The 25098-nt window shown below is 60.1% G+C and carries 21 protein-coding genes; 11 read left to right on the top strand and 10 right to left on the bottom strand.

Features of this window, described 5'->3' with window-relative positions; genetic code table 11:
• Positions 1-20 precede the first annotated feature (20 nt).
• Positions 21-536: a hypothetical protein gene (locus DPQ25_RS10645; protein ID WP_112333155.1), complete on the top strand. Its 516-nt coding sequence runs from the start codon at positions 21-23 to the stop codon at positions 534-536.
• Positions 537-649: 113 nt separating this feature from the next.
• On the top strand, positions 650-1168 hold the full coding sequence (locus DPQ25_RS10640; RefSeq protein ID WP_112333154.1) for a hypothetical protein: 519 nt from the start codon (positions 650-652) through the stop codon (positions 1166-1168).
• Positions 1169-1391: 223 nt separating this feature from the next.
• Here DPQ25_RS10640 and DPQ25_RS10635 read toward each other — a convergent pair whose 3' ends face one another.
• The 3 genes from DPQ25_RS10635 to DPQ25_RS10625 form a co-directional block, all read right to left on the bottom strand.
• Positions 1392-3566 carry a Tex family protein gene (locus DPQ25_RS10635; RefSeq protein ID WP_112333153.1) on the bottom strand — a complete coding sequence of 725 codons (2175 nt, stop codon included), beginning with the start codon at positions 3564-3566 and terminating at the stop codon, positions 1392-1394.
• Between the two features lie 86 nt (positions 3567-3652).
• Positions 3653-4216 carry a GNAT family N-acetyltransferase gene (locus tag DPQ25_RS10630; RefSeq protein WP_242978299.1) on the bottom strand — a complete coding sequence of 188 codons (564 nt, stop codon included), beginning with the start codon at positions 4214-4216 and terminating at the stop codon, positions 3653-3655.
• Between the two features lie 82 nt (positions 4217-4298).
• Positions 4299-5117 (bottom strand): heparan-alpha-glucosaminide N-acetyltransferase, encoded by an 819-nt coding sequence (locus tag DPQ25_RS10625; protein ID WP_112333152.1) that lies wholly within the window; start codon positions 5115-5117, stop codon positions 4299-4301.
• A gap of 349 nt (positions 5118-5466) precedes the next feature.
• Here DPQ25_RS10625 and polA point away from each other — a divergent pair, with 349 nt between their 5' ends.
• The 5 genes from polA (at position 5467) to DPQ25_RS10600 (ending at position 11745) form a co-directional block, all read left to right on the top strand.
• Entirely contained in the window at positions 5467-8055 is a 2589-nt protein-coding gene (gene polA / locus DPQ25_RS10620) for a DNA polymerase I (RefSeq protein ID WP_112333151.1), read from the top strand.
• Positions 8056-8072: 17 nt separating this feature from the next.
• Complete coding sequence (locus DPQ25_RS10615) at positions 8073-8942, top strand: putative RNA methyltransferase (RefSeq protein ID WP_112333150.1); 870 nt, start codon at positions 8073-8075, stop codon at positions 8940-8942.
• Between the two features lie 4 nt (positions 8943-8946).
• Positions 8947-10224 carry a glycosyltransferase family 39 protein gene (locus DPQ25_RS10610; protein WP_112333149.1) on the top strand — a complete coding sequence of 426 codons (1278 nt, stop codon included), beginning with the start codon at positions 8947-8949 and terminating at the stop codon, positions 10222-10224.
• Complete coding sequence (gene rimI, locus DPQ25_RS10605) at positions 10214-10738, top strand: ribosomal protein S18-alanine N-acetyltransferase (protein WP_112333148.1); 525 nt, start codon at positions 10214-10216, stop codon at positions 10736-10738. The genes DPQ25_RS10610 and rimI overlap by 11 nt, the downstream gene beginning before the upstream one ends.
• A 113-nt stretch (positions 10739-10851) precedes the next feature.
• Entirely contained in the window at positions 10852-11745 is an 894-nt protein-coding gene (locus DPQ25_RS10600; protein WP_112333147.1) for a helix-turn-helix domain-containing protein, read from the top strand.
• Between the two features lie 9 nt (positions 11746-11754).
• Here DPQ25_RS10600 and DPQ25_RS10595 read toward each other — a convergent pair whose 3' ends face one another.
• A complete protein-coding gene (locus DPQ25_RS10595; RefSeq protein WP_242978298.1) occupies positions 11755-12861 on the bottom strand; it encodes an asparaginase in 1107 nt (368 codons plus the stop codon).
• A gap of 251 nt (positions 12862-13112) precedes the next feature.
• Here DPQ25_RS10595 and mutM point away from each other — a divergent pair, with 251 nt between their 5' ends.
• The 4 genes from mutM to DPQ25_RS10570 all read left to right on the top strand — a co-directional run bounded on the left by mutM (position 13113) and on the right by DPQ25_RS10570 (position 17732).
• On the top strand, positions 13113-14015 hold the full coding sequence (mutM, locus tag DPQ25_RS10585; RefSeq protein ID WP_112333145.1) for a bifunctional DNA-formamidopyrimidine glycosylase/DNA-(apurinic or apyrimidinic site) lyase: 903 nt from the start codon (positions 13113-13115) through the stop codon (positions 14013-14015).
• Entirely contained in the window at positions 14008-14745 is a 738-nt protein-coding gene (ymfI, locus tag DPQ25_RS10580) for an elongation factor P 5-aminopentanone reductase (protein WP_112333144.1), read from the top strand. Before mutM ends, ymfI begins: the two co-directional genes overlap by 8 nt.
• A 50-nt stretch (positions 14746-14795) precedes the next feature.
• Positions 14796-15362 (top strand): flavodoxin family protein, encoded by a 567-nt coding sequence (locus DPQ25_RS10575; protein WP_112333143.1) that lies wholly within the window; start codon positions 14796-14798, stop codon positions 15360-15362.
• A gap of 342 nt (positions 15363-15704) precedes the next feature.
• Positions 15705-17732 carry a glycosyl hydrolase family 28 protein gene (locus DPQ25_RS10570; RefSeq protein WP_112333142.1) on the top strand — a complete coding sequence of 676 codons (2028 nt, stop codon included), beginning with the start codon at positions 15705-15707 and terminating at the stop codon, positions 17730-17732.
• A gap of 121 nt (positions 17733-17853) precedes the next feature.
• On the opposite strand, the gene DPQ25_RS10565 is transcribed toward DPQ25_RS10570, so the two are convergent.
• From DPQ25_RS10565 to DPQ25_RS10540, 6 genes are all read right to left on the bottom strand, one after another.
• Positions 17854-18213 (bottom strand): helix-turn-helix domain-containing protein, encoded by a 360-nt coding sequence (locus DPQ25_RS10565; RefSeq protein ID WP_242978297.1) that lies wholly within the window; start codon positions 18211-18213, stop codon positions 17854-17856.
• 64 nt (positions 18214-18277) lie between these two features.
• Positions 18278-18625, bottom strand: coding sequence for a DUF6054 family protein (locus DPQ25_RS10560; protein ID WP_112333141.1), 348 nt, complete (start codon positions 18623-18625; stop codon positions 18278-18280).
• A gap of 66 nt (positions 18626-18691) precedes the next feature.
• A complete protein-coding gene (locus tag DPQ25_RS10555) occupies positions 18692-20284 on the bottom strand; it encodes an ATP-binding cassette domain-containing protein (protein ID WP_242978296.1) in 1593 nt (530 codons plus the stop codon).
• A gap of 575 nt (positions 20285-20859) precedes the next feature.
• A complete protein-coding gene (locus tag DPQ25_RS10550) occupies positions 20860-21387 on the bottom strand; it encodes a nitroreductase family protein (RefSeq protein WP_112333140.1) in 528 nt (175 codons plus the stop codon).
• Positions 21388-21459: 72 nt separating this feature from the next.
• Positions 21460-22014, bottom strand: coding sequence for a DUF2284 domain-containing protein (locus DPQ25_RS10545; protein WP_112333174.1), 555 nt, complete (start codon positions 22012-22014; stop codon positions 21460-21462).
• A 361-nt stretch (positions 22015-22375) separates the two neighbouring features.
• Positions 22376-25009, bottom strand: a complete 2634-nt coding sequence (locus DPQ25_RS10540) for a GH116 family glycosyl-hydrolase (protein ID WP_112333139.1) — start codon at positions 25007-25009, stop codon at positions 22376-22378.
• Positions 25010-25098 lie beyond the last annotated feature (89 nt).

The raw sequence follows: 25098 nt of genomic DNA, 5'->3' as shown, positions 1-25098 counted from the left end.
GCATGAGGAGGGTAAAATTTATGAAAAAGCTTGCGGCCAAGTTAACCGTGCTGCTGGTATGCCTGCTGCTGCCGCTGACGGCCTGCAGCCCGGTGGATTTTTCAGAACAGATTCAGGACGTTTATTCGTATTGGGACTTTGAGGTCATTGTACGTATGCCGCGGTATTACCGGGCAAGCGCAATAGACCCGAACGCGCCGCTGGATATTGAGGTGGAGCTGCGGTGTGCAGGGAATAATGAGAGTATTGAAATTGGGCATAACGGATCTTTTTCTGCGGCGCTTCTGTATTATGAGGATGAAGAGGAGCCGATGCTCCCCTATTCATTTACGCAAGAGTTGCATTTGCAAACGGTCTATAAGGATCAGCCGCTGATAGAAAAGTGGGATGCTTCAAAAGAGGTTCAGAAGCTGGGGCCGCTCAAGCCCGGAAAATACCGCGCAAAGATGTACTGGAATTTCCGCTACATCGACGCCGACCGTGACAGTGAAGAAACCATAACCAACTGGGCATATGTCCATTTCTGGATTATTTAGTTCGTATAAAATAAAAAAAGAATGGATTGAAACAGGCGAATCCAATGAGCCATTGCGCAAGCAAGATTGATCTTGTTCCCCGGTAGGGTAAAAGCATGAGGAGGGTAAAATTTATGAAAAAGCTTGCGGCCAAGTTAACCGCGCTGCTGCTGGTATGCCTGCTGCTGCCGCTGACGGCCTGCAGCCCGGTGGATTTTTCGGAACAAATCAACGACGTCTATGCGTATGAGGACTTTGAGGTCACGGTGCGTATGCCGCGGTATTACCAGGCAAGCGCAATGGACCCGAACGCGCCGCTGGATATTGAGGTGGAGCTGCGGTATACAGGGGATAAGGAGAGTATTGAGATTGGGCATAGCGGAATTTTTTCTGCGGCGCTTCTGTACTATGAGGATGAAGAGGAGCCGATGCTCCCCTATTCATTTACGCAAGAGTTGCATTTGCAAACGGTCTATAAAGATCAGCCGCTGATAGAAAAGTGGGATGCCTCAAAAGAGGTTCAGAAGCTGGGGCCGCTTAAGCCCGGAAAATACCGCGCAAAGATGTACTGGAATTTCTGCTATACCGATGCCGCGCACGACAGTGAAGAAAGGATAACCAACTGGGCGTACGTCTATTTCTGGATCATCTAGTTTTGATCAAACTGCTAAAACTGCAATCATGAACCCATAACGCTGCGGCGCATAAACCCGAGGGGTAAGGCACAAACGCCTTACCCCTCAAATTGTATGCTCTAAAAACGGCTTAAAACAGGCCTTTCACCCCTTAAAATTTCATGGACATAAGGCGGAAGCAATGAAACTGGGAGCGTCTCCTTTATTGATAAGCCCGGCGCCTCTCCCCGTCTCCCCGTTCTCAGGGCTGCCGCATGGTCAGCGCAATCCGCTTTTTGGGAATATCCACCGAGACCACCCACACCTTGACCACATCGCCGACCTTGAGCACCTCGCTTGGGTGCTTGATAAAGCGGTTGCAGATTTTAGAGATATGCACCAGGCCGTCCTCGTGTACGCCGATGTCCACAAAAGCGCCGAAGTCAATGACATTGCGCACGGTGCCCGTCAGCTCCATGCCGGGCTTCAGGTCCTCAATGGAGAGCACGTCCGCCCGCAGCAGCGGCGGCGGCAGCTCGTCGCGCGGGTCGCGGCCAGGACGCAGCAGCTCCGACACAATGTCGCGCAGGGTCGGCTCGCCCACACCGATCTTTTCCGCGGCAGCCGCGTAGCCAATGGCCTCCACCTTTTCCGGCAGCCCGGTAAGGCTGCCGGCGCGCACGCCGTCCAGCCCGAAGCCGCAGAGCTTCAGCAGCTCCTTGGCGGCGGCGTAGCTCTCCGGGTGGACGGCGGTGTTGTCCAGCACATTTTCACTTTCTGCCACGCGCAGGAAGCCCGCGCACTGCTCAAACGCCTTCGGCCCGAGCTTGGGAACCTTTTTCAGCTCCGACCGGCTATGGAAGGCGCCGTTTTCCTCCCGGTAGGCGACAATGTTTTTCGACACCGCCGCCGAAATGCCGGAGACCTGCTCCAGCAGGCTGGGGGATGCCGTGTTCAGGTCCACGCCCACGGTATTGACGCAATCCTCCACCACGCCGCCCAGCGCCTCTCCCAGCCGCTTCGGGGGCATGTCGTGCTGGTACTGCCCCACGCCGATGGCCTTGGGGTCGATTTTCACCAGCTCCGCCAGCGGATCCTGCAAGCGGCGGGCAATGGAAACCGCGCTGCGCAGGGTGACGTCAAAGTCCGGGAACTCCTGGGCCGCCAGCTTGCTGGCGCTGTAGACGGACGCCCCCGCCTCGCTGACCAGCATATAAGCCGGCGCGGGCGTGTGCCCCGCCCCGGCAAGCTCGCGGATCACCCCGGCGGCAAAGGCCTCCGTCTCACGGCTGGCGGTGCCGTTGCCAATGGCAATAATCTCCACGCCGCGGCGGAGTATCAGGTCCTTCAGGTATTTTTTTCCCTCCTCCACCTTTGCCTTGGAATGGGTGGGGTAAATGACGCCGGTGTCCAGCACCCGCCCGGTGGGGTCCACCACCGCCACCTTGCAGCCGGTGCGGTAGCCGGGATCCAGCCCCATGGCGACCTTGCCCTTGACCGGGGGCTGCATCAGCAGCTGCCGCAGGTTCATGCGGAACACCTGAATCGCCGACTCCGCGGCGTTCTCCGTCAACGCGGCGCGCACCTCGCGCTCAATGGCGGGGAAGATCAGGCGGTCATAGGCATCCTCCGCGGCGGCGCGGCAAACAGCCGTGCAGGGGGACTCCGGCGCCGCGGGGCCGGCCGCAACCGAGCAGACAATCCCAAGGCCGCGCGCGCGGTCCAGCTCCACCGCAACTTTTAAAAAGCCCTCCCGCTCGCCGCGGTCTACCGCCAGCACCCGGTAGCCCGCAATGCGGCGGACAGGCTCGCGGAAATCATAATACTGCGCATAGACGGAGTCCTTCTCCGGGTCCGCGGCCTTCGAGGCCAAAACCGCCTGGGCCATTGCTACCACGCGCAAGCGCTTGCGAATGCCCGCATCATCGGAGAGCATCTCCGCAATAATATCCATCGCCCCCTGCAGGGCCGCAGCGGCATCGGGCACCTCCTTCTCCGGGTCCACATAGGCCCGGGCCAGCTCCAGCGGCTCGGGGGTCCCGGCCTTCTGGGCAAATATCTGCTCTGCCAGCGGGGCAAGCCCACGGGCCCGGGCCACCGATGCACGCGTCTTGCGCTTGGGGCGGAAGGGCCGGTATACGTCGTCAAGCTCCGAGAGCGTCTCGGCGGCGTTCAGCGCTGCCTCGACCTCCCCGGTCATGCAGTCCGCCTCCGTGATGAGCTGGCGGACCTCTTCGCGCCGTTTTTCCAGGCTGCGCAGGTACTCCAGCCGCTCGGAAACCTCGCGCAGCTTCTGGTCGTCCAGGCTGCCGTGCGCCTCCTTGCGGTAACGGGCGATAAAAGGGATGGTATTCCCCTCGTCAATCAATTGAATAATATTGTTCGCCTGCCATGCCTGCAGGCCGAACTGCACCTGCAGCGCCGATGCGTAATCCATAAATCCATATCCTCCTGTATTTTTGCTGAGGGCCCGAAGGCCCTCCGGCTCCTTGTATGCCGGACAGCACGGCCCGGCAAGCCGCCTTAAGCCGGACCTGCCGCCGGATTTTCCGCCGGATTCGCCGCCGGGTTTTCCGCCGGCACCTCTATTTCATAGACATAGTCGTCCATGACAAACCCGCCGCCGATGCCGGCCACCTGGCTGCGCACCCGCGTCATGCCAAGGCGCTCATAGGCCGCGACCGAACCGCTGTTGTGCTTGTTGACGGTGAGCCAGATGGCGCGGTAGCCCTCCCGGCGGCAAAGGTCCATTAAAAACTCCAGGCCCTGCCTGGCTGCGCCGCGCCCACGGAAACGCCTGGCCACATAGAGCTTGCTCAGGTACAGCTTCTGCCCGCCGTCCGTCGGCTGAATGCCGGTAAAGCCTGCGTTTTCCCCCTCGCAGCGAAAAAAGTAATAGCGGTAATGCTCCTGCTCCAGCTGGCGGCGAATCGCCGCCTCTGACTGGAACTTGTCCACCATATATGCCACCTGCGCCGGCCCCAGCAGCGGCGTGTAGTGCTCACGCCAGATTTCCGCCGCCAGCTTCGCCAGCACAGGGATCTCCTCCTCTTTTACAGGGATTATCTCCATACCTTCCTGCATCATGCTTTGCCCTTCCTCCTCATTCTTATTGTCATCTTGACTGTAATTTTTATTTTTCCAAGGCCCCGTCCCGGGCAGCCTCTAGCTACCGGCCGCCCATGAACGGCAGCAGCTGGACCAGGGACGACAGCGCGAAGATCACCGGCTGATGCAGCACATAAATGACCAGTGCATGGCGCCCGATCCAAGAAAAAAACGGAATGCGGGACGGGTAGGCGAACCGGGGGAATTTCCCGGCAGCCGCCAACCGCCCCAGCACCGTCCCGGCGAAAAAGATAAACACCCAGGGCAGCAGCGGGAAATAATCCGCCGAAAAAAAGTCCGGGCTGCAAAATCCCAGCGGTGAAAGCCAATAGACGTACAGGCCGGCGGGCAGCGGGATCTCCAGCAGATAGGGGATGCCGGCAAATCCCGACGGCACGCGCAGCGTCAGCGCAAAAAGCGCCGCAAACGCCGCCAGCTCCCCCCAGCGAAAGGGCGGCGCGGGCCGCCCGCGCTTTTTGCGCAGCGCCTCCAGCCCGCCGAACAGCAGCATGCAAACGCTGAGAAAATGGAGAATGCCGAAGAGGATCCGTTCCTGCGGCACGACAAGCCCTGTTACCAGCGAGACCGCCAGCGCAATGACAAGCAGCTTGGCGCCCCGCGCAAGGTTGGAATGCGAGAGGTTGGAGGATATTCCCGAAATTAAAATGAACAACCCGGCAAACCAGGGCTCCGCCGGCATAAAAAAGCGCAGCAGCGCCTCGCCGAACGCCCAGTGAAAGAGGTAGGCAAAGGTATAAAAGCCATGGTAAAACACCATGCAAAACACCGCGAACCCCCGCAGCTCGTCCATCAGGTAAATACGCCCGCCCACCGGGCCCCCTACGGCCTGTCCGGCGGCTCGCCCGTCCGTCTTTTGCATGCGCCTGCCTCCTCTGCTTTCTAAAGTCCTGTCTGTTTTACGCGGAAAAGCCTGTTCAAAGCCTTTTCCGGGCCCCGGGCGCCCGGCCCGCTGTCCTAACCGGGAGGGGCCGCCATGTCCCGCCAGCGCGCCGCCGAAAACGGCCTGCGAAGCAGCCCCTGCGGCGGCGTTCCACAGCCGGCAGAGAAGATTGCAGTAAAGCCACTGAAGACCTCTGCCGCTTAACAGACATTATACCACTTATTTTTTTGACTGGAAAGTGCTATAATAAAAGGAATCTATTTACAAACCAACCGGGACGGCCCCTCAAAGGGCCTCTCCCGTTCAAATCAGCTAAAGGAGAAACAGCATGAAGCTCTTGGTTTTAGACGGAAACAGCATTTTAAACCGCGCCTTTTACGGTATTAAGCTGCTCACCACCAAGGAGGGGCAGTTTACCAACGCGATTTACGGCTTTCTCACTATGCTTGAAAAACTGAAAAGCGAGTCCGCGCCCGATGCGGTCGCGATTGCCTTCGACCTGAAGGCCCCCACGTTCCGGCATCTGGCCTATGCGGGCTATAAGGCCCAGCGCAAGGGCATGCCCGAGGAGCTGGCCCAGCAGCTTCAGCCGCTGAAGGACCTGCTCACACATCTGGGCTACCGGCTGGTGGAGTGCGAGGGCTTCGAGGCGGACGACATCCTCGGCACCTTCGCCCGCGTTTGCCGGGAAAACGGGGACGAATGCGTTATCGCCACTGGGGACCGCGACAGCCTGCAGCTGGTGGGCGGCGGCGTAACGGTGCGGCTGGCCTCCACCAAGATGGGCCAGCCGCAGGCCACCGTCTACGACGCGGAAAAAATCCGCGAGGAATACGGGGTAGAGCCGCAGCAGCTCATCGAAATTAAGGCGCTGCAGGGCGACACCTCAGACAATATTCCCGGCGTGGCGGGCATCGGGCCCAAAGGGGCCGGCGAGCTGATCCGCCGCTTTCACGACGTGGCTTATCTCTACGATCATCTCGATGCACTCGACATCAAGGAGGGGGTGCGCCAAAAGCTGGCGGCCTCCAAGGAAAATGCCCTGCTCAGCCGTTACCTGGGCGCTATCCGCACCGATGCGCCCATTGACACCACGCTGAGCGACTATGTCCCCCGCGCTGCGGACCCCGAAGCCGCGCGGCTGATGGCCCGCCTGGAGCTTTTTACCCTGATGGAGAAGCTGAACCTGCACGCGGATGCAGCCATGCCCGCCGAGGGCCAGGCACCCCCGGCAGGGGCCCTGGCTCTGACGGAGGCATCCGGCGCCACGCCGGATGCCGTCAGCCGGGCAGCAGAAACCTGCCTCGCGCCCGTCTATGCGGACGGCAGCATCCAGGCGCTTTATTTTACCGCGCCCGGCGCCCTTTTCCACACCGTGGACGAAACGCTGATCCGTACGCTGCTGAGCGACGGTTCCATCCGCAAAACCGTCCATGACGTCAAGCCCCTCTATGCCGCCATGCTCCGGCAGGGGGCGGAACCGGCGGGCATCGCGCTTGACACAATGCTGGCGGCCTACCTGCTCAACCCGTCCTCAAACGGCTATGCGCCGGATCGGCTGGCCCAGGAGTACGCCGTACAGGGGCCCTCTCTCCAGGAGGCCGGCGATCAGCCGCAGGAGGCCCGGCAGGCCCGGGAGGCGGCCCTGCTGCCTGCCCTGGCGGAAAGGCTGAGCGCTGAAATTGAGGCCAAGGGCCAGACGAAGCTGCTTGAGGCCATTGAGCTGCCGCTGGCGCGTGTATTGGCTAAAATGGAGGCTGAGGGCTTTGCCGTCAACAGCGGGGAGATCGAGAAATTCGGCCTTGCCCTGGACCAAAAGGCCCGCGAGCTGGAGCAGCAAATCCACCGGGAGGCCGGCTACGAATTTAATATCAACTCCCCCAAGCAGCTCGGCGATGCGCTCTTTGTCAAGCTGGGGCTGCCCCACGGCAAAAAGACAAAAACCGGCTACTCCACCAACGCGGATGTGCTGGAGGGCCTGCGCTTTGAGCACCCGGTGGTGGACATGGTGCTGAACTACCGCACGCTTACCAAGCTGAAATCCACCTACTGCGACGGCCTCTTAAAGGTAGTGGGCCCGGACGGGCGCATCCACTCCAGCTTTAATCAGACGGAAACCCGCACCGGGCGCATCAGCTCCACCGAACCGAACCTACAGAACATCCCGGTGCGCACCGAGCTCGGCCGCGAGCTGCGCCGCTTTTTTGTTGCCCGCGAGGGCTGGGTGCTGGTGGATGCAGACTATTCTCAGATTGAGCTGCGCGTACTGGCCCACGTGGCCAACGACCGAAATATGATCGAGGCCTTCCGTGAGAATGACGATATTCACCGCCGCACCGCCGCGCAGGTCTTTCATGTGCCGGAGGAAATGGTCACGCCGCTGATGCGCAGCCGCGCCAAGGCGGTCAATTTCGGTATTGTGTACGGCATTGGGGCCTTTTCGCTCAGCAAGGACATCCACGTCACCCGCAAGGAGGCGGAGCAATATATTCAGGATTACCTGGCCCATTTCAGCGGGGTTGCCGCCTATATGGAGCACGTCGTCGCCCAGGCCAAGAAGGACGGCTACGCCGAGACCATCTTCGGGCGCAGGCGTTATCTGCCGGAGCTGACCTCCAGCAATTTCAACACCCGTTCCTTCGGCGAACGCGTCGCGCGCAACATGCCCATTCAGGGCGCAGCAGCCGATATTATCAAGATCGCCATGATCCGTGTGGAGAATCGCCTGGAGAAGGAAGGCCTGCGGGCCCGGCTCATCCTACAGGTACACGACGAGCTGATTGTCGAGGCCCCGAAGGAGGAGGCGGCGCACGTTGCCGCTCTGCTGACCGAGGAGATGCAGAACGCGGTCAGCCTGTCCGTCCCCATGGTGGCGGAGGCCAGCATGGGCGAAACCTGGTACGACGCGAAGGGCTGAGGAAAAAGGAGGAAGGCATGGATTTTTTCACCTGCCCCAAATGCGGGGGCCTGCTCCGGCAGCGGGAGGAAGGCGCTTCGCTTGCGTGCCCCGCCGGGCATGCCTATGACGTCGCCGCGGCGGGCTATGTCAACCTGCTGCTGGCAAACCAGAAGCATTCAAAGGATCCGGGCGACAGCCCGGAGATGGTGCGGGCCCGGCGAGACTTCCTCGAAACCGGCGCCTATGCGCCGTTCAGTGAAAAGCTCTGCGAGCTTGCCGCCGGGGAGCTGCGGCGGCTGTCCGAAGGCCCCCGCCAAGCCGGGCGCACCGGCAGGCCCGCCGTCCTGCTCGACGCCGGCTGCGGAGAGGGCTATTACACCGGGCATCTGGCGGAATACCTGCCGGCACATGGGATCGATGCCCGGATTTTCGGCTTTGACATCGGAAAAACCGCGGTCCGCTACGCGGCGAAGCGCTGCCGGGCCGTCTCCTTTGCGGCTGCCAGCGCGTTTTCCATTCCCTGCGCGGAACGGGCGGCAGACGGCCTGATCGACCTGTTCGCACCCATCGTTCCCGCGGAGTTTGCGCGCGTGGTACGGCCCGGCGGCTTTATGCTCCTCGCCGTGCCGGGGCCGCGCCATCTCTACGCGCTCAAGCAGCAGCTCTACGAGCGCCCCTATGAAAATGAAAGCCGGGAGATTGACTACCCCGGTTTCCGGCGCTGCGGGCGGGAACGGGTCTCCTTTTCCCTGCGGCTGAGCCGGAAGCAGGATATCCTCAACCTCTTCCGCATGACGCCCTATTACTGGAAAACGCCCGCCGGGGGGCGCCGCCGCCTGGAGGAACTCGACACCCTGGCCACCGAGGCCTGCTTTGATTTTTTGACCTTTAGACGGGAGGAATAAAGCCATGAACCAGCTTCCAGACACCAAGCCCCCGCGCGCTGCCGGAAACAGCGGCGGCAGGATCTGCCCGGGCGCCGCGGCCCACTCGGCCCACGCGGCCGCACTCACCGAAGCGGATACGCGCGCCATCCTCCTTATTTTCCTCGCCGCCATCACCCTGGTTGCCATGGCGATGCGCGTCGCGCTGTTTCCGATTGAATCCGGCGATTACCACCAGTTTTTGCACGGCTGGTTTACGCAGCTGAAGGAAGCCGGCGGCCTCGGGGGCATCGGGCTTGAAATCGGCGACTATATGCCGCCCTACTTTTACATTTTGGCTCTGCTGACCTACCTGCCTGTGGACGACCTGGTCTCCATCAAGCTGGTGTCCTGCATAGCCGACATCTTGCTCGCATCGCTGGTATTCCGGTTGGTGCGGCTGCGCTGGCGCAGCCCCAGCTATGCTGCCGCCGCCTATTGCGCCGTTCTTTTTTTGCCCTCCGTGTTTCTCAATTCCGCCGCCTGGGGCCAGTGCGATGCCATTTTTGTCTCCGCGCTGCTGGCGTTCCTCTACCATGCGGATCAGGGGCATTCCAACCGTGCGGTGCTCTGGTACGCTGTTTCCTTCATCTTTAAGCTGCAGGCGGTGTTTTTGGGGCCGCTGGTGCTTTATCTGCTGCTAAAACGGCGCATCCGCCTGCGGAGCGTTTGGATTTTTCCCGCCGTTTACCTGGCGGCCTGCCTGCCCGCCGCCCTCATGGGCCGCAATCTCTGGAGCCTGCTCACGGTATACTTTGCCCAGGCGGGGCAGTACAACCTGCTGGCAATGTTCCTGCCCAACCCCTACACCTGGTTCGGCGACAGCACCTCGCCGGCGCTCAGCCGCGCGGGCATCTTTCTGGCGGGCGGCATTGTGCTGTGCGTACTCTTTTTCCTCTGGCAGCACCGCCACCGGCTCACACGCGGCCTGCTGCTCTCCCTGGCGCTGTTTTTTGCCATTCTGGTTCCCTTTTTGCTGCCGCATATGCATGAGCGCTATTACTACCCCGCCGATGTGCTCAGTGTGGTGTTTGCCTTTTATTACCCGAAAAAATGGTATGTACCCGCCGCCGTATGCACCACCTCGGCCTATACGGTCTGCCACAACCTGTTCGGCACCGATTTTATCCCCGTGCAATACCTGAGCATTCTGATTTTAGCCATTCTGCTGCTGGTAGGCCGCCATGTGCTGGCACAGCTGAAACGCCTGCGCGCGGGCCGGGCCGCCCGGCCCGCTGCAAGGGAGGGCCGCCATGCTGCTTAAAGGAACCGGGCCCATTCTCTCCAGCGGCCCATTTCACATTGTGCCCATGCAGGCGCATCACCTTGATGCCCTGGCACAGCTGGAGCGCTGCTGCTTTTCTACACCCTGGACGCGCGACGGCCTGGCGGCCGAGCTCACCAGCGAGACGGCCTGCTTTGTGGCCGCCGAGCCTGCCGGGCAGCCAGGCGTTGCCGCCGGTTACGCCGGTATGCATTATATTGCCGGGGAGGGGTATATCGACAACGTCGCCGTTTTTCCGGAATACCGCAGGCAGGGCGCGGCGGGCCTGCTGCTGGAGGCCCTGTTCCAATTCTGCCGGGCCGCGGGCGGCAGCCTGATTACCCTGGAGGTCCGCGCGGGCAACCGGCAGGCGTTGTCCCTTTATCAGCGCCTGGGGTTTATAGAGGTGGGGCGGCGGCGAAATTTTTACAGCAGCCCAACCGAGGATGCCTTGATTTTAACCCGTTATTTTACCCCCGCAACCAATGGTTGCGGCCTGGATTTTCCATTGTAAACGAAAGATGGTAGCCTTTGCGTGCGGCTCATGGTAGCATTCAATCAGCACGGGGCCGCGGGCCGAAGCTGCGGATTCGCCCTGTGGAATGATCTTAAAGGAGGACCTCACCAATGAATATCAAGCTGGCAGACCGCCTCGTCGCCCTGCGTAAAGAAAGGGGCTTTTCCCAGGAGGAGCTGGCGGACCGCCTTGGAATCAGCCGCCAGGCCGTGTCCAAATGGGAACAGGCCCTTTCCTCACCCGACCTCGACAACCTGGTCCGCCTGGCCCAGCTCTACGGCTTACCTCTGGACGAGCTGGTGTGCGTAGATGCACCCCCAGCCGCGAAGCTGCCGCAGGGCGCTGTTGACGGCGCCGGAGAGCGTTCCGGCGAAAGCGCCCGCCTGTCCGTGGGAATAGCGCCCGCGGCCCCGCCGCTTGAGGCGGAAAATAACGCGTCGGGCCGGGAAGCCTCCCAAGAGCCCTGTCCCGTCCCTTCCGGTGCGGAGCTCGGATTGGATCCGGAGGCAACGGTAAAGCGGCGGCAGCCCCGAAATTGGAGCTGGCTTTATATCGTCCCCTATCCTGTCATCACCGTGCTGGTATTTTTGATTCTAGGCTTCGGCTGGGGGCTCTGGCACCCGGGCTGGGTCGTCTTTTTAACCATTCCGGTCTACTACGCCGCCGTCACCGGGCTGGCCGAGCGAAGGCCAAACCCGCTTTATTATGCCGTCCCCGTGCTCGCCCTTCTGGTCTTTTTTATCCTGGGGACTATCTTTCACCTTTGGCACCCGGGCTGGGTCGTTCTACTGGCAATTCCCGCTTACTATGCGGCATCGTCCGGGTATGCGGAACGCCGCCGCGTCTCCGATGCGCTCCGAAACGCTTACCCCATCTTAGCCGCGCTGGTCTTTTTCATACTCGGCGTCTGTTTTAACCTGTGGCATCCGGGCTGGCTGGTTTTTGTCACCATTCCGATCTTCTACGGCATGCTAGAGGCCTTCAACCACCGTGCAAGCAATTAAACAGCCATTTTACCGCCCTGATAAAGGGGCGGTATTTTTTATGTGCGGCGCCAGGAGCATGTCAAGGGCGACCGGCCTGTAAAACAGCGCGCGCAGCTGCTCCGGCGTCTCTGCCCGCGCACGCGCCCACATCAGCTTAGCGACGGTGGCCTCCAGCGTAAGGTCGTAGCACTCCAGCAGGCCGTGCTCCTTTTTCAGACGGTGGCCTACCTCGTAGCGGGCAAGGTCGCTGCCCTCCTGCGGCGCCTGTGTTGCCATCACCACGGTTTTTCCCTGGCGGACCAGCGCATGAAAAGCCTCCCGGTAAAGCTGGGGCAGGCCCCCGGAACCATAGCCCTGCAGCACCAGCGTGTCGCAGCAGCGCCCGGCATGCTCCAAAATAGCCGCCGGCATACCCGGCGTGAGCTTCAGCACCATTACGCCGGGGTCCAGCTTACGGTAAAACAGCGGGCCGCAGCTGCTCCCGCCCTGCACGCAGGCCGGCGGGATGTAGGGAATCACCCGCCCGTCCTGAATGCGGGCAAGGTCGGGAAAGCCGATGCTGGAAAAGGCATCATAGCTTTTTGTGCGCAGCTTACGGGCGCGGGTGCCGGCGATGACCCGGCCGCCGAACACAACGCATACGCCCCAGGAAGCCCGGGAGGCCCGGGAGGCCCGCACAGGGCCGAAGCCCTCCCCGCCCGGCTCAGCCGCAAATTCACCGCAGGCACAGCGGAGGCTGTCCAGCAGGTTCATCCTTGCGTCTGTTTCCTCCCAGGAAATGGGCCGCTGTGCGCCCGTGATCACAACCGGTTTGGGCGAGCACTGAATCAGATAAGAGAGGGCCGCCGCCGTATAGGCGAGCGTATCCGTGCCGTGGCAGACGACAAAGCCGTCGTATTCCTGGTAGTGCTGCTCTATGCAGGCGGCCAGGTCCAGCCAATGGGCCGGTGTAATGTTTGTACTGTCCAACAGGAAGGGGCTGGCTGTCTCAATCTCGCAAAAACCGGCAGCCTCCGGGATCTCACGCAGCAGCTCCGCCGCGCTTAGGCCCGGGGCAAGGCCCTGCGCCGTCTGCCGGGAGGCAATCGTCCCGCCTGTGGCAATCAGGAGAATTTTCTTTTTATGCATTTTCATTTCCTTTCCCTTCATCCTACCGTCTACTGTTTTTATTATTCCCCCGTTATTTTGCCGCGGAAGCCGGCGTTCGATTCCCTTTCCCCGCAAATTTTCATTCGTAGGCCCCGCTCCTGCCGCCTCTGCCCGGACAAAACCAGGGCAAGGCCCGCAAAAGCGCCGCTGTGCATTGCAGCGGGCGGCCAAAGGTGATAAAATAAGGAGCATAACAGCATGCCGGCTAAGCGCCGGGGATAAGGGAGGAAAAACAGATGCCTGAATTACCCGAGGTCGAAACCATCCGCCGTGTGCTGGAACCGCAGCTGCGCGGCCGCCGGATCCTGCGCGCGGAGCTGCTCACACCGGGGGTGGCGGCACACCCTGCCGCGGAGGATTTCTGCCGCGCCGCCGGCGGACAGGCATTCAGTGCCGTGAACCGGCGCGGAAAATTTCTGCTGCTTCACCTGGAAAACGGCGGAGATATTGTGGTCCACCTGCGCATGACCGGACAGCTGCTGCTGACGCCGCCCGATATTTCCCCGGAAAAGCACACGCACGCCGTCTTTTATTTGGATAACGGGAGCCAGCTGCGCTTCAGCGACATGCGCCGCTTTGGCCGTCTGTGGCTGAAACGCCCCGGGGAGCCTGACACCTTTACCGGGATCTGCGGCTTGGGGCCGGAGCCCTTTGACCCTGACGTGGATGCCGCCTACCTTTTGCGGGCCTTCGGCCGGAGCAGGCGGCCCATCAAGGCCTGTCTGCTGGATCAGTCCCGCATCGCGGGCATCGGCAACATCTACGCGGATGAAATCCTCTTTTCCGTACGGATCCACCCGGCGCGCCCAGCCGCCACGCTGCGGCAGGAGGAATGGGCGCGGCTGGCCCAGGCCATTCCTGCCACGCTCGCCTATTTTATTGAAAAAAATGCCATCAGCCCGGAGGAGTATTTAGCAGAGCGCGGGAAAAACTACCGCAACACACCCTATCTGCGGGTATATGGACACGCGGGCAGCCCCTGCCCGGCCTGCGGCGCCGTTTTAACGCGAACAGTGACCGGCGGGCGCGGCACCTGCTTCTGTCCGCAATGCCAGGCGGAGCCATCTTCGGCAGCGGGCACAAAAGAAGGACAAGGCCGGGCCGCCCGGCAGAGAAAGGAAGGGACCAAAAATGACTGAATCCCCCGTCAAAACGGCCCTGGTGACCGGCGGAGCAGGCGGCATCGGCCAAGCGGTATGCCGCCGCCTGGCCCGGGAGGGCTACCGGGTCATTGTACACTACCACACCAGCGCCCGGCAGGCGCAGGCGATCGCCCGGGAGCTGAACCAAAAGGCGGGGCCCGGCCACCTGGCCCTTGCGGCCGATGTGGGCGACCGCCAAGCGGTGGAGGCGCTTTTTGCCCAGGCGGGCCCGGTGGACGTACTGGTCAATAACAGCGGCATCGCCCAGCAAAAGCTTTTTACCGACATTACCGACGAGGACTGGGACACCATGTTCCGCACCGACGTTAAGGGCGTTTTTCTCTGCTGCCAGGCGGCGCTGCCGTATATGATCCATCAAAAATCGGGATCCATCATCAACATCTCCTCCATGTGGGGGCAGGTGGGCGCCTCGTGCGAGGCGCACTATTCCGCAGCCAAGGCCGCGGTTATCGGCCTGACCAAAGCCCTTGCTAAGGAGCTCGGCCCCTCCGGCATCCGCGTCAACTGCATCGCCCCGGGCGTCATTCTGACGCCGATGAACCGTTCCCTTTCTGCCGGGGACCTGGAGGCGCTGCGGGAGGAAACCCCGCTGGAGCAGCTCGGCGACCCGGCGCACATCGCGGATGCCGTCGCCTTTCTGGCAGGGGGACAGGCCTCGTTTATTACCGGCCAGGTTCTGGGGGTCAACGGCGGCTTCGTCATCTAACGCCCCGCGCGGACAGAAAATACAATTGGGGACGCAAAAGGAGAATAGACATGAAAACGCTGATTTTTCAGGGCTCCCCGCATGAGCATGGGGACACGGCCTACCTGACGGGGCTGCTCGCGCAGCGGCTGAGCGGCGAGGTGCGGACCGTGCACGCCTACCGCTGCGCCATCCGGCCCTGTGTGGACTGCCGCGCCTGCTGGAAGACGCCCGGGTGCCGGATAAACGACGGCATGCAGGCGGTCTATGCGCAGATTCGGGAGAGCGACCATATTGTTATTGCCTCCCCGCTGTATTTTTCCGAGCTGACCGGGCCCCTGCTCAGTGTGATGAGCCGCTTGCAGATGAATTACGCCGCCGGGCGTTTTCTCCACGTGCAGGCCTCTGGCGGGCCTAAAACCGGGGCGCTCATTCTCTGCGGCGGCGGGGACGGCAGCCCCGATCGTGCACAGAAGACCGCCCTCTCGCTGTTTCGCTTTATGAACGCCAAGCTCACCCGCACCATTCTCTCGCTGCAAACGGACGCCGTCCCCAGCTGTGAGGACGCCGCCGCAATTCAAAAAACGCTGGCGCTAGCCGGCGCTTGGAACCGTGAGGCCGCGGCGGGCGGCCTTTAACCCTGGGCCCGCCTTGCGGACTCGTTTCGCGTGCCGCCCCACGGCCGTAAGACGGCCCGTGAGGCGGCCCCTGGCGGCTGCGTATTTGCGCCTCTATTTAGAAATAAATTCTAGTATTATATTTGTTTAAGAAAATATTTTTTAAAATTTCAGTTATTCCTTTCTTCGGTATAAAAACGTTTTTTCTTTGATTCTCACCATGTTTTCTGTCCTGCCTGCAAATCAAACCAGCAGCCGCTGCCTCCTTTTCCCTCGAAAAAGAAGCCCGCAGCCGCTTGACAGCAGGCTTTTCGTTTGGTTTAATCAGTATGAAATCAATCAGGACTTAAAGGGGAGGACTCTATGAAGGTTTTATTTGTAGGAAACAGCCTGGCCTATCACGGCGAGGCGCCGGAGCTGGGCTGGTATGGCAACCATGGCATGGCTGCCAGCAGTAAGGAAAACGACTTTGTCCATGTGCTTACCCGGATGATCGAGGCCAAATGCGGGCCGGTTGAAACCATGGTCGCCGGCGGCGTAAAGGTGGAGCGGGAGCCCGCCGCGGTAACGGCGGAGGATTTCGCACACCTGCGGGCCTTTGACCCGGATATCATTGTGGCGCGCCTGTGCGAAAACGTGCCCGCCGGGCAGCTCGAGGCCTTTGGCAAGGCCTATGTGCGCATGCTGCGCGCGATTGACCCGGAACAAAACGCGAAGATTTTCTGCACCGGCAGCTATTGGCCCAGCAAAGAAGCTGATTTTGAGATTCAGACCGCGGCGAGCCTGTGCGGCGGCATATATGTACCGTTGGACGCAGTGCACGGCGACGCTTTCAAGGCGCTGGGAGAATACGCGCATGAGGGTGTGGCCGCCCACCCCAACGATGCCGGCATGAAGGCTATTGCCGGGCAGCTGTTTGCCGCCATTGATGCCTCCGGCGCGCTGGACCCCGCCACCGTGTACCCCATTCCCGACGGGGAGCCCATCTCCGGCGACTATCAGGTCACCGTTGACGGCCAGCCGGCCGGCTGCTATACCTGCCATGTCTCCGCCATGCCCTTTAACCGGGAATGGCCCGGGCATCAGCGCCCCTACAGCCAGGGCGAGCAGGCCTCCTTCCTCTATTTCGATATGAGCGCGCCCGCCAGGCTGACAGTCAGGCCGAACAGGGCCTTTACCGAGGCGGTGCTGCGCCCGCTTTCCAAGGGAATTGAGCTGACGGCTGCGGACGGCGCCATTTCGTTTACCATCCGCAAGCCCGGGCACTTTTCACTGGAAATCGACGGACGCCGCCACAACCTGCACATTTTTGCCAACCCAAAGCAGGCCTATGCCCGTACCCCGGACACTCTCTATTTTGGGCCTGGCGTTCATAAGGCAGGGCCCATTGTGCTGCACAGCGGCCAGACCCTCTTTGTGGATGCGGGCGCGGTGGTCAAGGGCTTTGTCCAATGCGTGGACAGCAGCAACGTCCGCATCGTGGGGCGGGGCATCCTCGACTGTGCCGGCTACGACCGCCACGTCCCCCTGATCTGGGAGGAAGACGGCCTCATGAACCTGGCCCGCTGCGAAAACGTCCTGGTTGACGGCGTCATCCTGCGCGATTCCAACTGGTGGTCCATCACGGCCTTTAACTGTGTCAACCTGCATTACAACAACGTCAAGACCATTGGTATGTGGCGCTACAATACGGACGGCTTCGACTTTGTCAACTGCCAGAACGTGCGCGTGACCAACTGCTTCCTGCGCAATTTTGACGATGTAATTGTCCTCAAGGGCCTGCGTGTGGAGCAGAACGACGGCGCCAGCCGCACTCCCCTGTGCTATGAGCGGATGAATGTACAGAATTTCCTGGTGGAAAACTGTGTGATTTGGTGCGATTGGGGCGGCGGCCTGGAGTTAGGCGCCGAGACCGTGGCGGACGAATACTGCAACCTGGTTTTCCGCAACTGCGATATTCTGCGCAACGACATGGGCGCACTGCGTATTCACAGCGGCGACCGCGCCGTTATCCACCACCTCACCTATGAAAATATCAATGTCGAATATTCACGCTATGATCGCGCGCCGATGATGCAAACAAGCGACGAGGCGAAGTATGAGCCGGACGACATGCTCTACACCCCCGCGGTCATCTGCGGCTGGATGTACTGCGGCCGCTGGTCCAACGACAATATCCTCGGCAACGTGTACGACGTCACCTATAAAAACATCCGTGTTTATGCAGACGAGGGCTTCGGCGTTCCCCCCATCTACTTCCGCGGCGCCTCCCCGGAGAACCGCTTTGACCGCATCACCATTGACGGCCTCTATTTTAACGGCAAGCGCCTGGCCGCCGCCGACGTCGAAATAGAGAAAAACGAATTTACCGGCGACATCACGCTGAAATGATGCTGCTGTAAAACAAAGCCGCACGGCCCGTAAACCGGCAAAAACGGAGGATCTCCCCTATAAGGGGGAGATCCTCCGTTTTTTAGCCCGCAGCCCGTGGAATGGGCCGCCGCTCTATATCCTACGGCTCGTCGTCCGTGCGGCCCAGCAGGTAATCCACCGAGCAGCCTAACGCATCGGCGATCTTAGCAAAGTTCAGGGTCAGAATATCCTTTCCCTGTCTGATCTTTGAAACCGTATTTTTACCCAGGCCGCAGCTTGAGAGCAGCCAGCCGATGCTCTTTCCCTGCGCTTTTGCCCTCGCCTTAATCCGGTTTGCAATGTCCTGCGAGCAATAACGCCGTGTTTCCTCGTGGGGCGGCCCGCTGGAAAAGCGCCCGCATTTCAGCCTGCGGATCGCCGGCCTTCTCTGCGCATAGGGCTCGCCGGGTTCCCCCCGCGCCGTCGTCATCCGTTTAGCGCGGTTTGTTATTTTAAGCATCTCAGCCACTTCTCCTTCTCCCTGTTCAGGCGCCGGGACGGCGTTCTCTTTTTTCTGCGCACCGTTAGGCGGACGGCGCACAGTAAGGCCGCACCGCCTCCGTAATCGTATCCAAAAAGGCCTCCTCGCCAAAGGTATTCATCTTCCAGAAGACCGCCTGGCTGCCCCCGGATGTAATGGCGGACAAAAAGATGCGCCCGCCGGCCTGCAGCAGCGTCAGATTCATGCTGACGCGGTTGCCGCCCAGCATGCTGTACCGCTCATAGACGCGCACTGCGCACCGGCAGTCCCCGGCAAAAAAGTCGCTTCCGTCCTCTTCACTTGCCGACATGCTCCCCTCCAGGACCGCGCGCTCAATGCCGGCAAGGATCTCCTGAAAATTCCCCTGCAATTCACATTCCAGCTTCGCCATAACGCAACAAGCCTCCCACTTCTGTTTTTTCGAGCGGGCACGGCGTTCATGCCCGCCCGATGTCGTTTATTCCGGCTGCAGCTCCAGACCTGCCTCGGTAAAGCGGTAAACATGGTCGCAGGCCTCCTGCAAATACTTGCGGTCATGCGAGATGCTGATAATCGCCCCGCCGAAATCCCGCAGCGTCTGCCGCACCACTGGGCTGGACAGCGGACTGAAATTACGGGTCGGTTCATCCAGCAGCAGCACGCCGGCGTTCCTGAGCACCATATCCAAAAATAGAAGCTTGGCCCGCTGCCCGCCGCTGAGGCGCCCGATTTTCCCGGTCATCTCCTCATGCGTAAACTTCATGCTGCCCATGTACGTACGTGCCCGGGTAATATCCTCCTTGGTATAATTGGCGGCGAGATATTCTACCGGAGTCTGATCATAATTCAACTTTTGGGAATAATCCTGCGGCATATAACAAGCGGTAATATCCCGCCGGTTCCGCAGCTCCTCCCAAAGGGCCGCGAGCAAGGTAGATTTTCCCGCGCCGTTGCGCCCCACAATTCCCACATGCTCCCCGCCGGAGACGAAGAGGCGGAGATTCCGTGCCAGCACGCGCTCGCCGATGCGCAGCTCCGGCAGGGAAAAATCCAGTACCGTCTTGCCCTTGGGCAGACGGATGTCCTCGCTGAACCGGGTCAGGATAGCGGCCTCCTCCTCGGGAAAATCAAGAAAGGATTCCGCCTGGCGTTCAAAGCGCTTTTCCTGGGAAAGCACCGCCTTCATCTTTTTCTTCAGCAGCCGTCCGCCGCCGGGGTCCTGGCGGCTGATGACCCGCTGTTCGTGGTCCACCCGGTCGTACACCTGCCGCCAGCGCTCCATCTGCCGGCCGTAATCGGCGCGCTGTTTTCTGGCCACCTGCTCCTGCTTGTCAAAGCTCTGCCGCCGGGCCGCCAGATACTCCCGGTAGCCCGCATGCGTCACACTGATGCGGCAGCGGGTCTTGCGAACCAGCTGCTCCATATGAATTATGACGTTCGCTGTATTTTCAATCAGCGTTTCATCATGCGAGACAAACAGCACCGGCGCCCGGGAACGGCGGATGTAGTTCTCCATCCATTCCAGCGTTTCAATATCCAGGTCATTGGTCGGCTCGTCGAGCAGCAGCACGTCGGGCTCCTCCATTAGGATTCTCGCCAGCTGGATTTTGACCTTTTCCCCGCCGGAGAGGGTAGACACCCGCCGGTGGGAACGCAGAAAATCCGCCGCCAGTCCAAGGGAGGCCAGCAGGCCCGCCCGGCCCGCTGTGTCCTGCCCCTCAAAATAGCCGGCTACGGTCTTTGCCAGGTCCTGCTCCTCCATCATCTGCGGCAGGTACGCGGCCCGGCCCTTTTTGATAATCTGTCCACTATGATCGACATACCCGTCAACCAGGGATTCGTCGTAAATCAGCTTCAGCAGGGTCGATTTCCCATTGCCCTCCTCGCCGATAATGGCCGCCTTGTCGCCCCGGTTCAGGGCAAATGAAAAATGCTCTGCCAGGGGACGGTTGTTTTGCGAAAGCCAGACGCTGACATCCTTCAATTCCAGCATCGGCAGCACCTCCTCGTCATAAAAGCTCTGTTTCTTGCCGGGCTCTTCACCGCCGAAAACAAAGCCGCTGTGTGCCATGCCCCGCTCCGCCGCGCGCTTTCGCTTTTTTCGGGAGACTGCCGCGGAAAATTTCCCGGGCAAATAAAAAAGGCACAGCCGTGAGCCGTCCTGTTCCGTGAGGAACCAACGGCAGCACAAAAGCAACTCAAAATCGGACGGCAAACCACGGCCCCCGCGGCAAGCTGCGCGCATGGGCTCGCACATACCCGTCTGGGCGGGCATAAGCTCGGTTTCTGTCTGATTTGAATTACTTTCTCATCGCTGCGCCTCATCTCCAAGAGTAAAATGACATTGCGGGCCCTTTGTTTTTCACCGCTGCACGGTATTTACAATGCTACAAAGCGCCCGAAAATGTGCCGCATGTTTTACCATGCTCAGTGTTATTATAATGCATGTGCGTTCAAAAAACAACCCGCCGGCGTAAAACAAAATAGGTTTTCCACAAGTCTAAGTGCAAGCTGTGGAAAACCTGTCCTTTTTTTCATAATCTACGCAAATTTATCCGGCTTATATTTAAAAAAAGCCAGAGTTTTCAAGGTTTTCCAGAGTTTTCCACCACGCGGTTGTTGAAAGTGTGGAAAGTTTTTCCAGCGCTATTTTACATAGGTTACATAACCGGCCTTACGCGGCTTGGCCTCGGGCTGATTCCCGGAAGCCGGCACCCCTAAAATACAGTGGCCGATGCCCGCGTAATCCCCCTCGATGCCCCATTCTCTCAGCAAGGCCCGGCCCTCTTCGGAGTCAAACTCCTCACGGGCACGGTGAATCCAGCAGGAGCCCACGCCCACCGCATGCGCGGCGTTGAGCAGGTTGCCCAGCACCAGACTGCCGTCCTCCACATAGGTTGAAACCGAGCGATCCGCCAAAACCACAATCACCGTCGTGGCTCCATAAAATGGGTCGCCGTCAAAGCCGGGCATAAAGCTGGCATTGAGCCTGGACAGCCGCCGGATAACCTCCGCGTTCTGGATAACCACCATTTTTGCCGACTGCCTGCCCATGCCGCTGGGCGCCCAGGTACCGGCCTCTACAATCTTCTTCAGCTTCTCCGGGTCAATTGGCTCCGCCTTAAACTGCCGGATGCTGCGGCGGGATTTCAAATCGATTATTGTTGATTCCATGGTAATTCCCCCTTATAACTAAAGTATAGCACTTTTTCAGCGGAACAGGCAAGCTCACCGGCCCCTTTCTCCTTAGTCCTCAAATACGGCGAGCGCCTCCGGGTGAAACGCCACGCCGCCGAAATAGGTGACGGTATTGGCCCCATTGATGTAGTTCATGCCGGCCTGCTTGGCGAGCTTGCTGACAAAAAGCCCATAGCCCTCCAGCGAGCCGTGCGATCTGTCCGGAAAGCGGCAGGGCGCATCCGGGTAGGTGCACTCCTTACACAGGCCGCAGCCCTCGTTGGACAGCATCAGGTAATTGCCCAGCAGCGGGCGGAGCTTATTGTCCAAGGCGCGGCAGGTCTCCTTAAAAGCCGAGGCCCCCGCCATCATCCCCTCATAATCGAAGGAATCCTCCAGATCATATTTTACACTGAACAGCAAAAATTTTTCATACTGCTGAATGCGCGCCCGGCATTCCTCCACCGTGCCGACCGCCGGCGGGCAGGCCCAGCTGGTGTTGTATTTCTGACAGGTATTGACCGCGCACATATCGCGCACCGCCTGCTCAAAGCGCATACCCGCGGTATCTACTAGGCCGGATTGAAAGACGCCGGCCTGATCCAACAGCTCTTGTAAACGCATAGCTCTTCTCTCCTCATTTCTATCTTTTCCATTGCCGCTTTCATTTTCCACAGGCCGCCGGGAAACGGTGGAAAACAAAGGCGTATAAAAACCGCTATTTTCCGGTTTGGGCCGGCCCTCCGGGGAAGCAAAACAGCAGGCCTCGGATGCCGTCCCCAAAACACATTTTAGGCTTGAAATTTTATTACTATGTGTATAAATTATAATATTATATACATATAGTGCCCCAGGACAGCAGCAGCATGCCGTTTTCAAACCGTATTCTCGGGTCCATAGGCCCCATTTTCTCTATCTGCTCCGGCTGCCTGCTGTCATCCGCACGGCACGGCTTTCGGCTTTCAGCCTTGGCATATTTAGCGCGTTAAATTCCTGCAAAAACAGCCTCCAGCGCCTCTCCGGCCTCAATCCTGACCGGCTCCGTGAAGGCCAGCACGCCGTCCGCCGTCCTGCAATCAACGGGCCGCCCGCTCAGCGCGACCGACGCGCTGCCTTCTAGTCCGGGGTGTGTTAGGGCCAGCCTCTCCAGTGTCAGGCTGCCATACAGCACCCGCAGCACGGCATGGCTTCCCTGAAGCTCTACTACGCCAAACCCGCTGTCCAGCGACCACAGACAGGTAAAATCGCCTTCAACCACCGGGGCAAAACCCAGGCAGCGCCGCCCCATGTCAAAGGTCATGCCGGAATAAGCCTGCAGCAGGGCAAACGATGCCATGGAGCGGGCATAGTTGGAGCCACACTCAATCTCATTCCAGGGGTTGCGCTTTTCACCGTCGTAGCGTTCGCGAACGCCGCGAATCAGATCCAACCCCTCCTCCAGCATGCCCTCCTGAACCATATGCACCGCGGCCTGGTACTCAAAGCCGTGCATGGTTTCCTGGGCATAGGGAACGGGGATCACCGGCTCCCGGCGGCCTTCCGGGTAGGCGCAGATCAGCGTGCCGCTCTCGTCATCCAAGCCGTAGACGCGGCACGGGTTAACATGCCCGCGCAGGGACGGCTTGTAATTATAGCGGTAAATCGACCGCAAGGCGGAGCGAACCTTGCCGCGGTCCAAAACCTCGCCCAGCCCGATGACGTTTGCGTGCCACTGGCCCAGCACCTGATCGATGGCGCAGCCCTCGCCCACCTGATACTTGACCTCGCCGAGCTCATCACTCCAGTAAGCGCCCAGGGCATCGCCGCCGACAATGGTGTCTCCCTGATTATATTGAAGCAGCTGCTCTTTATCCGTAAGGTCTATTTGCTGGAAAAAATACTCTCCGTTGAAAAGATGCTCCTCTGACCAGGCCTTGCCCTTCTCAAAGACGGCGCGGAACCTAGCCTCGCTCTCCGAGTCATTGACAACAGCCGCCATCTCGGCACCGGCCTTCAGGGCCGCCAGGTACATACTCTCCAGCCAGGAATTAGGGCCAAAAAGCTCCATATCCAGCGTGTGATGCTGGCGCCCCGAAAGCACGCCGGTCTGCTGTGGGTCCCAGGCATCGTAGTTCTCCGGGCTCCAGGCATATTCCAGCGAACGCTTGACCCGGGGCCATTTCGCCCGTAACCAGTCCGCATCGCCGCAGATTTTATACTCCCGGTAGGTTTTAAAAATGGTGGCAAACTGCCCGTCCGCGCAGGGACGGAAGCCCCAGGGCTCACGCCCCAATGGCAGCATCAGGCGGAACGCCAGCCCACCGTCCGGCTTATAATCGTATTCATACTCCAGGTTGCGCATGGAACGCTCCAGCCGTGGGAATAAAAAGCACATGGCATAGGTATAGGCCCAAACATGCGTGCAGGAGCCCTCACAGGAGCCCGTGGCGGCGTTGCAGCCCTCCCACCCATAGAGGGAGCCGTCCTCCAGGCGCAGCACGGTGGGGCTCTTCAGCACAGACACCGACGACGAAACCGCATCCAGCGCCTCCGGCGGAAGCGTTGAGCCAAAGAGCGCCTCCTGGTACAGCTTTGTCCCCTCGTACAGGCGCGCCCAGTTCTCCAGCCCGTAAACGGCGGTGGCCGCGGAGTCCGCGAACAGCGTGGCATAGTAATTCCGCCAGGCATTTTTAAACGCGCTGTTCTCACGGGCGAAATCCCGCTCCGTGTAGGGAACGCCGCCGTTTTCCTCCAGCCAATAATTATGGTTATTGGGCAGGTTCCAGCTGATGATAAAGCGCACCGCCCTCTTCTCGCCGGGCTTCAGCGTCATCCGGGCCGCGAGCGTCCCCACATCATCCGCCGGGGCCGTCTGCTCATAGCGGCGGTTTTTCAGCGGGCCGGGCGCGGTAAAATTTTTCCAGAATACGCCGATATGGTCAAACCAAACGCCGCGAAACCAATATTCCTGGCAATCCACCTGCCCGGCATCGGTCGCCAGGGTTAAATCGCCGTAGGCAAAATCCTCCGGCGCATGCGCACGGTCGCAAAGGTGCAGCACGTGGCATCCGCCCCGCTGCTCATAACGGTTTTCCCCGCCCTTTTCAGAAAACGGGTTTTTCAGCGAGCCCGCCAGCGTATAGGTCAGTGTGCGGTTGGTGGTATTTTCCACCGTATAGGTAAAAAATGCCGCGGGCAGGGACGAGTCGTCCTCATTGGTGGGAATAAAAGGGTTGAAGGCTTCCAGGCTGACCTTGCCCGGGAAGGAATCCGCCGCGCCCCCATCGTCAAAATCAATCTGTGCAAACGGAAACGCGCCCCGAAAAACACTGCTGCGGAAATGCGGCAGGCCCATCAGCGCCGTCCGCGGCACGCCGTGCCCAAAGTTCTGCTCGGAAAAGGAACCGGCACAATCCTTCTCAATGTCCGCATGCAGGACCCGCGCGTCCAGCACCTCTCCGTCCGCCTCAGCCTTAACGGCAAAATGCGTCATACCGTTGCTGCTGCCCTTGTTTGGGCGGTTAAAAATCTCCCAATCGACCAATTGCCCATAGCCGGACAGGCCGATGCAGCCGCTGCCGATTCCCCCCAGGGGAAAGCTGATGGCGCGGCGCTTGTTCCCTTCATAAATAAACGCCATAAAAAGCTCCTCCTTGCTGCTTTTTTACCGTCCGCCCTTACGGCAGAACGGAATATTTTCCTCTTATGACGCCATTATATCGGTTCATC

Origin of the sequence: Hydrogeniiclostridium mannosilyticum, from assembly GCF_003268275.1 — a bacterium.
GTDB classification, from domain to species: Bacteria; Bacillota; Clostridia; order Oscillospirales; family Acutalibacteraceae; genus Hydrogeniiclostridium; species Hydrogeniiclostridium mannosilyticum.
The sequence above is the reverse complement of the archived record's forward strand: the minus strand, read 5'-3'. Positions and strand labels throughout refer to the sequence as shown.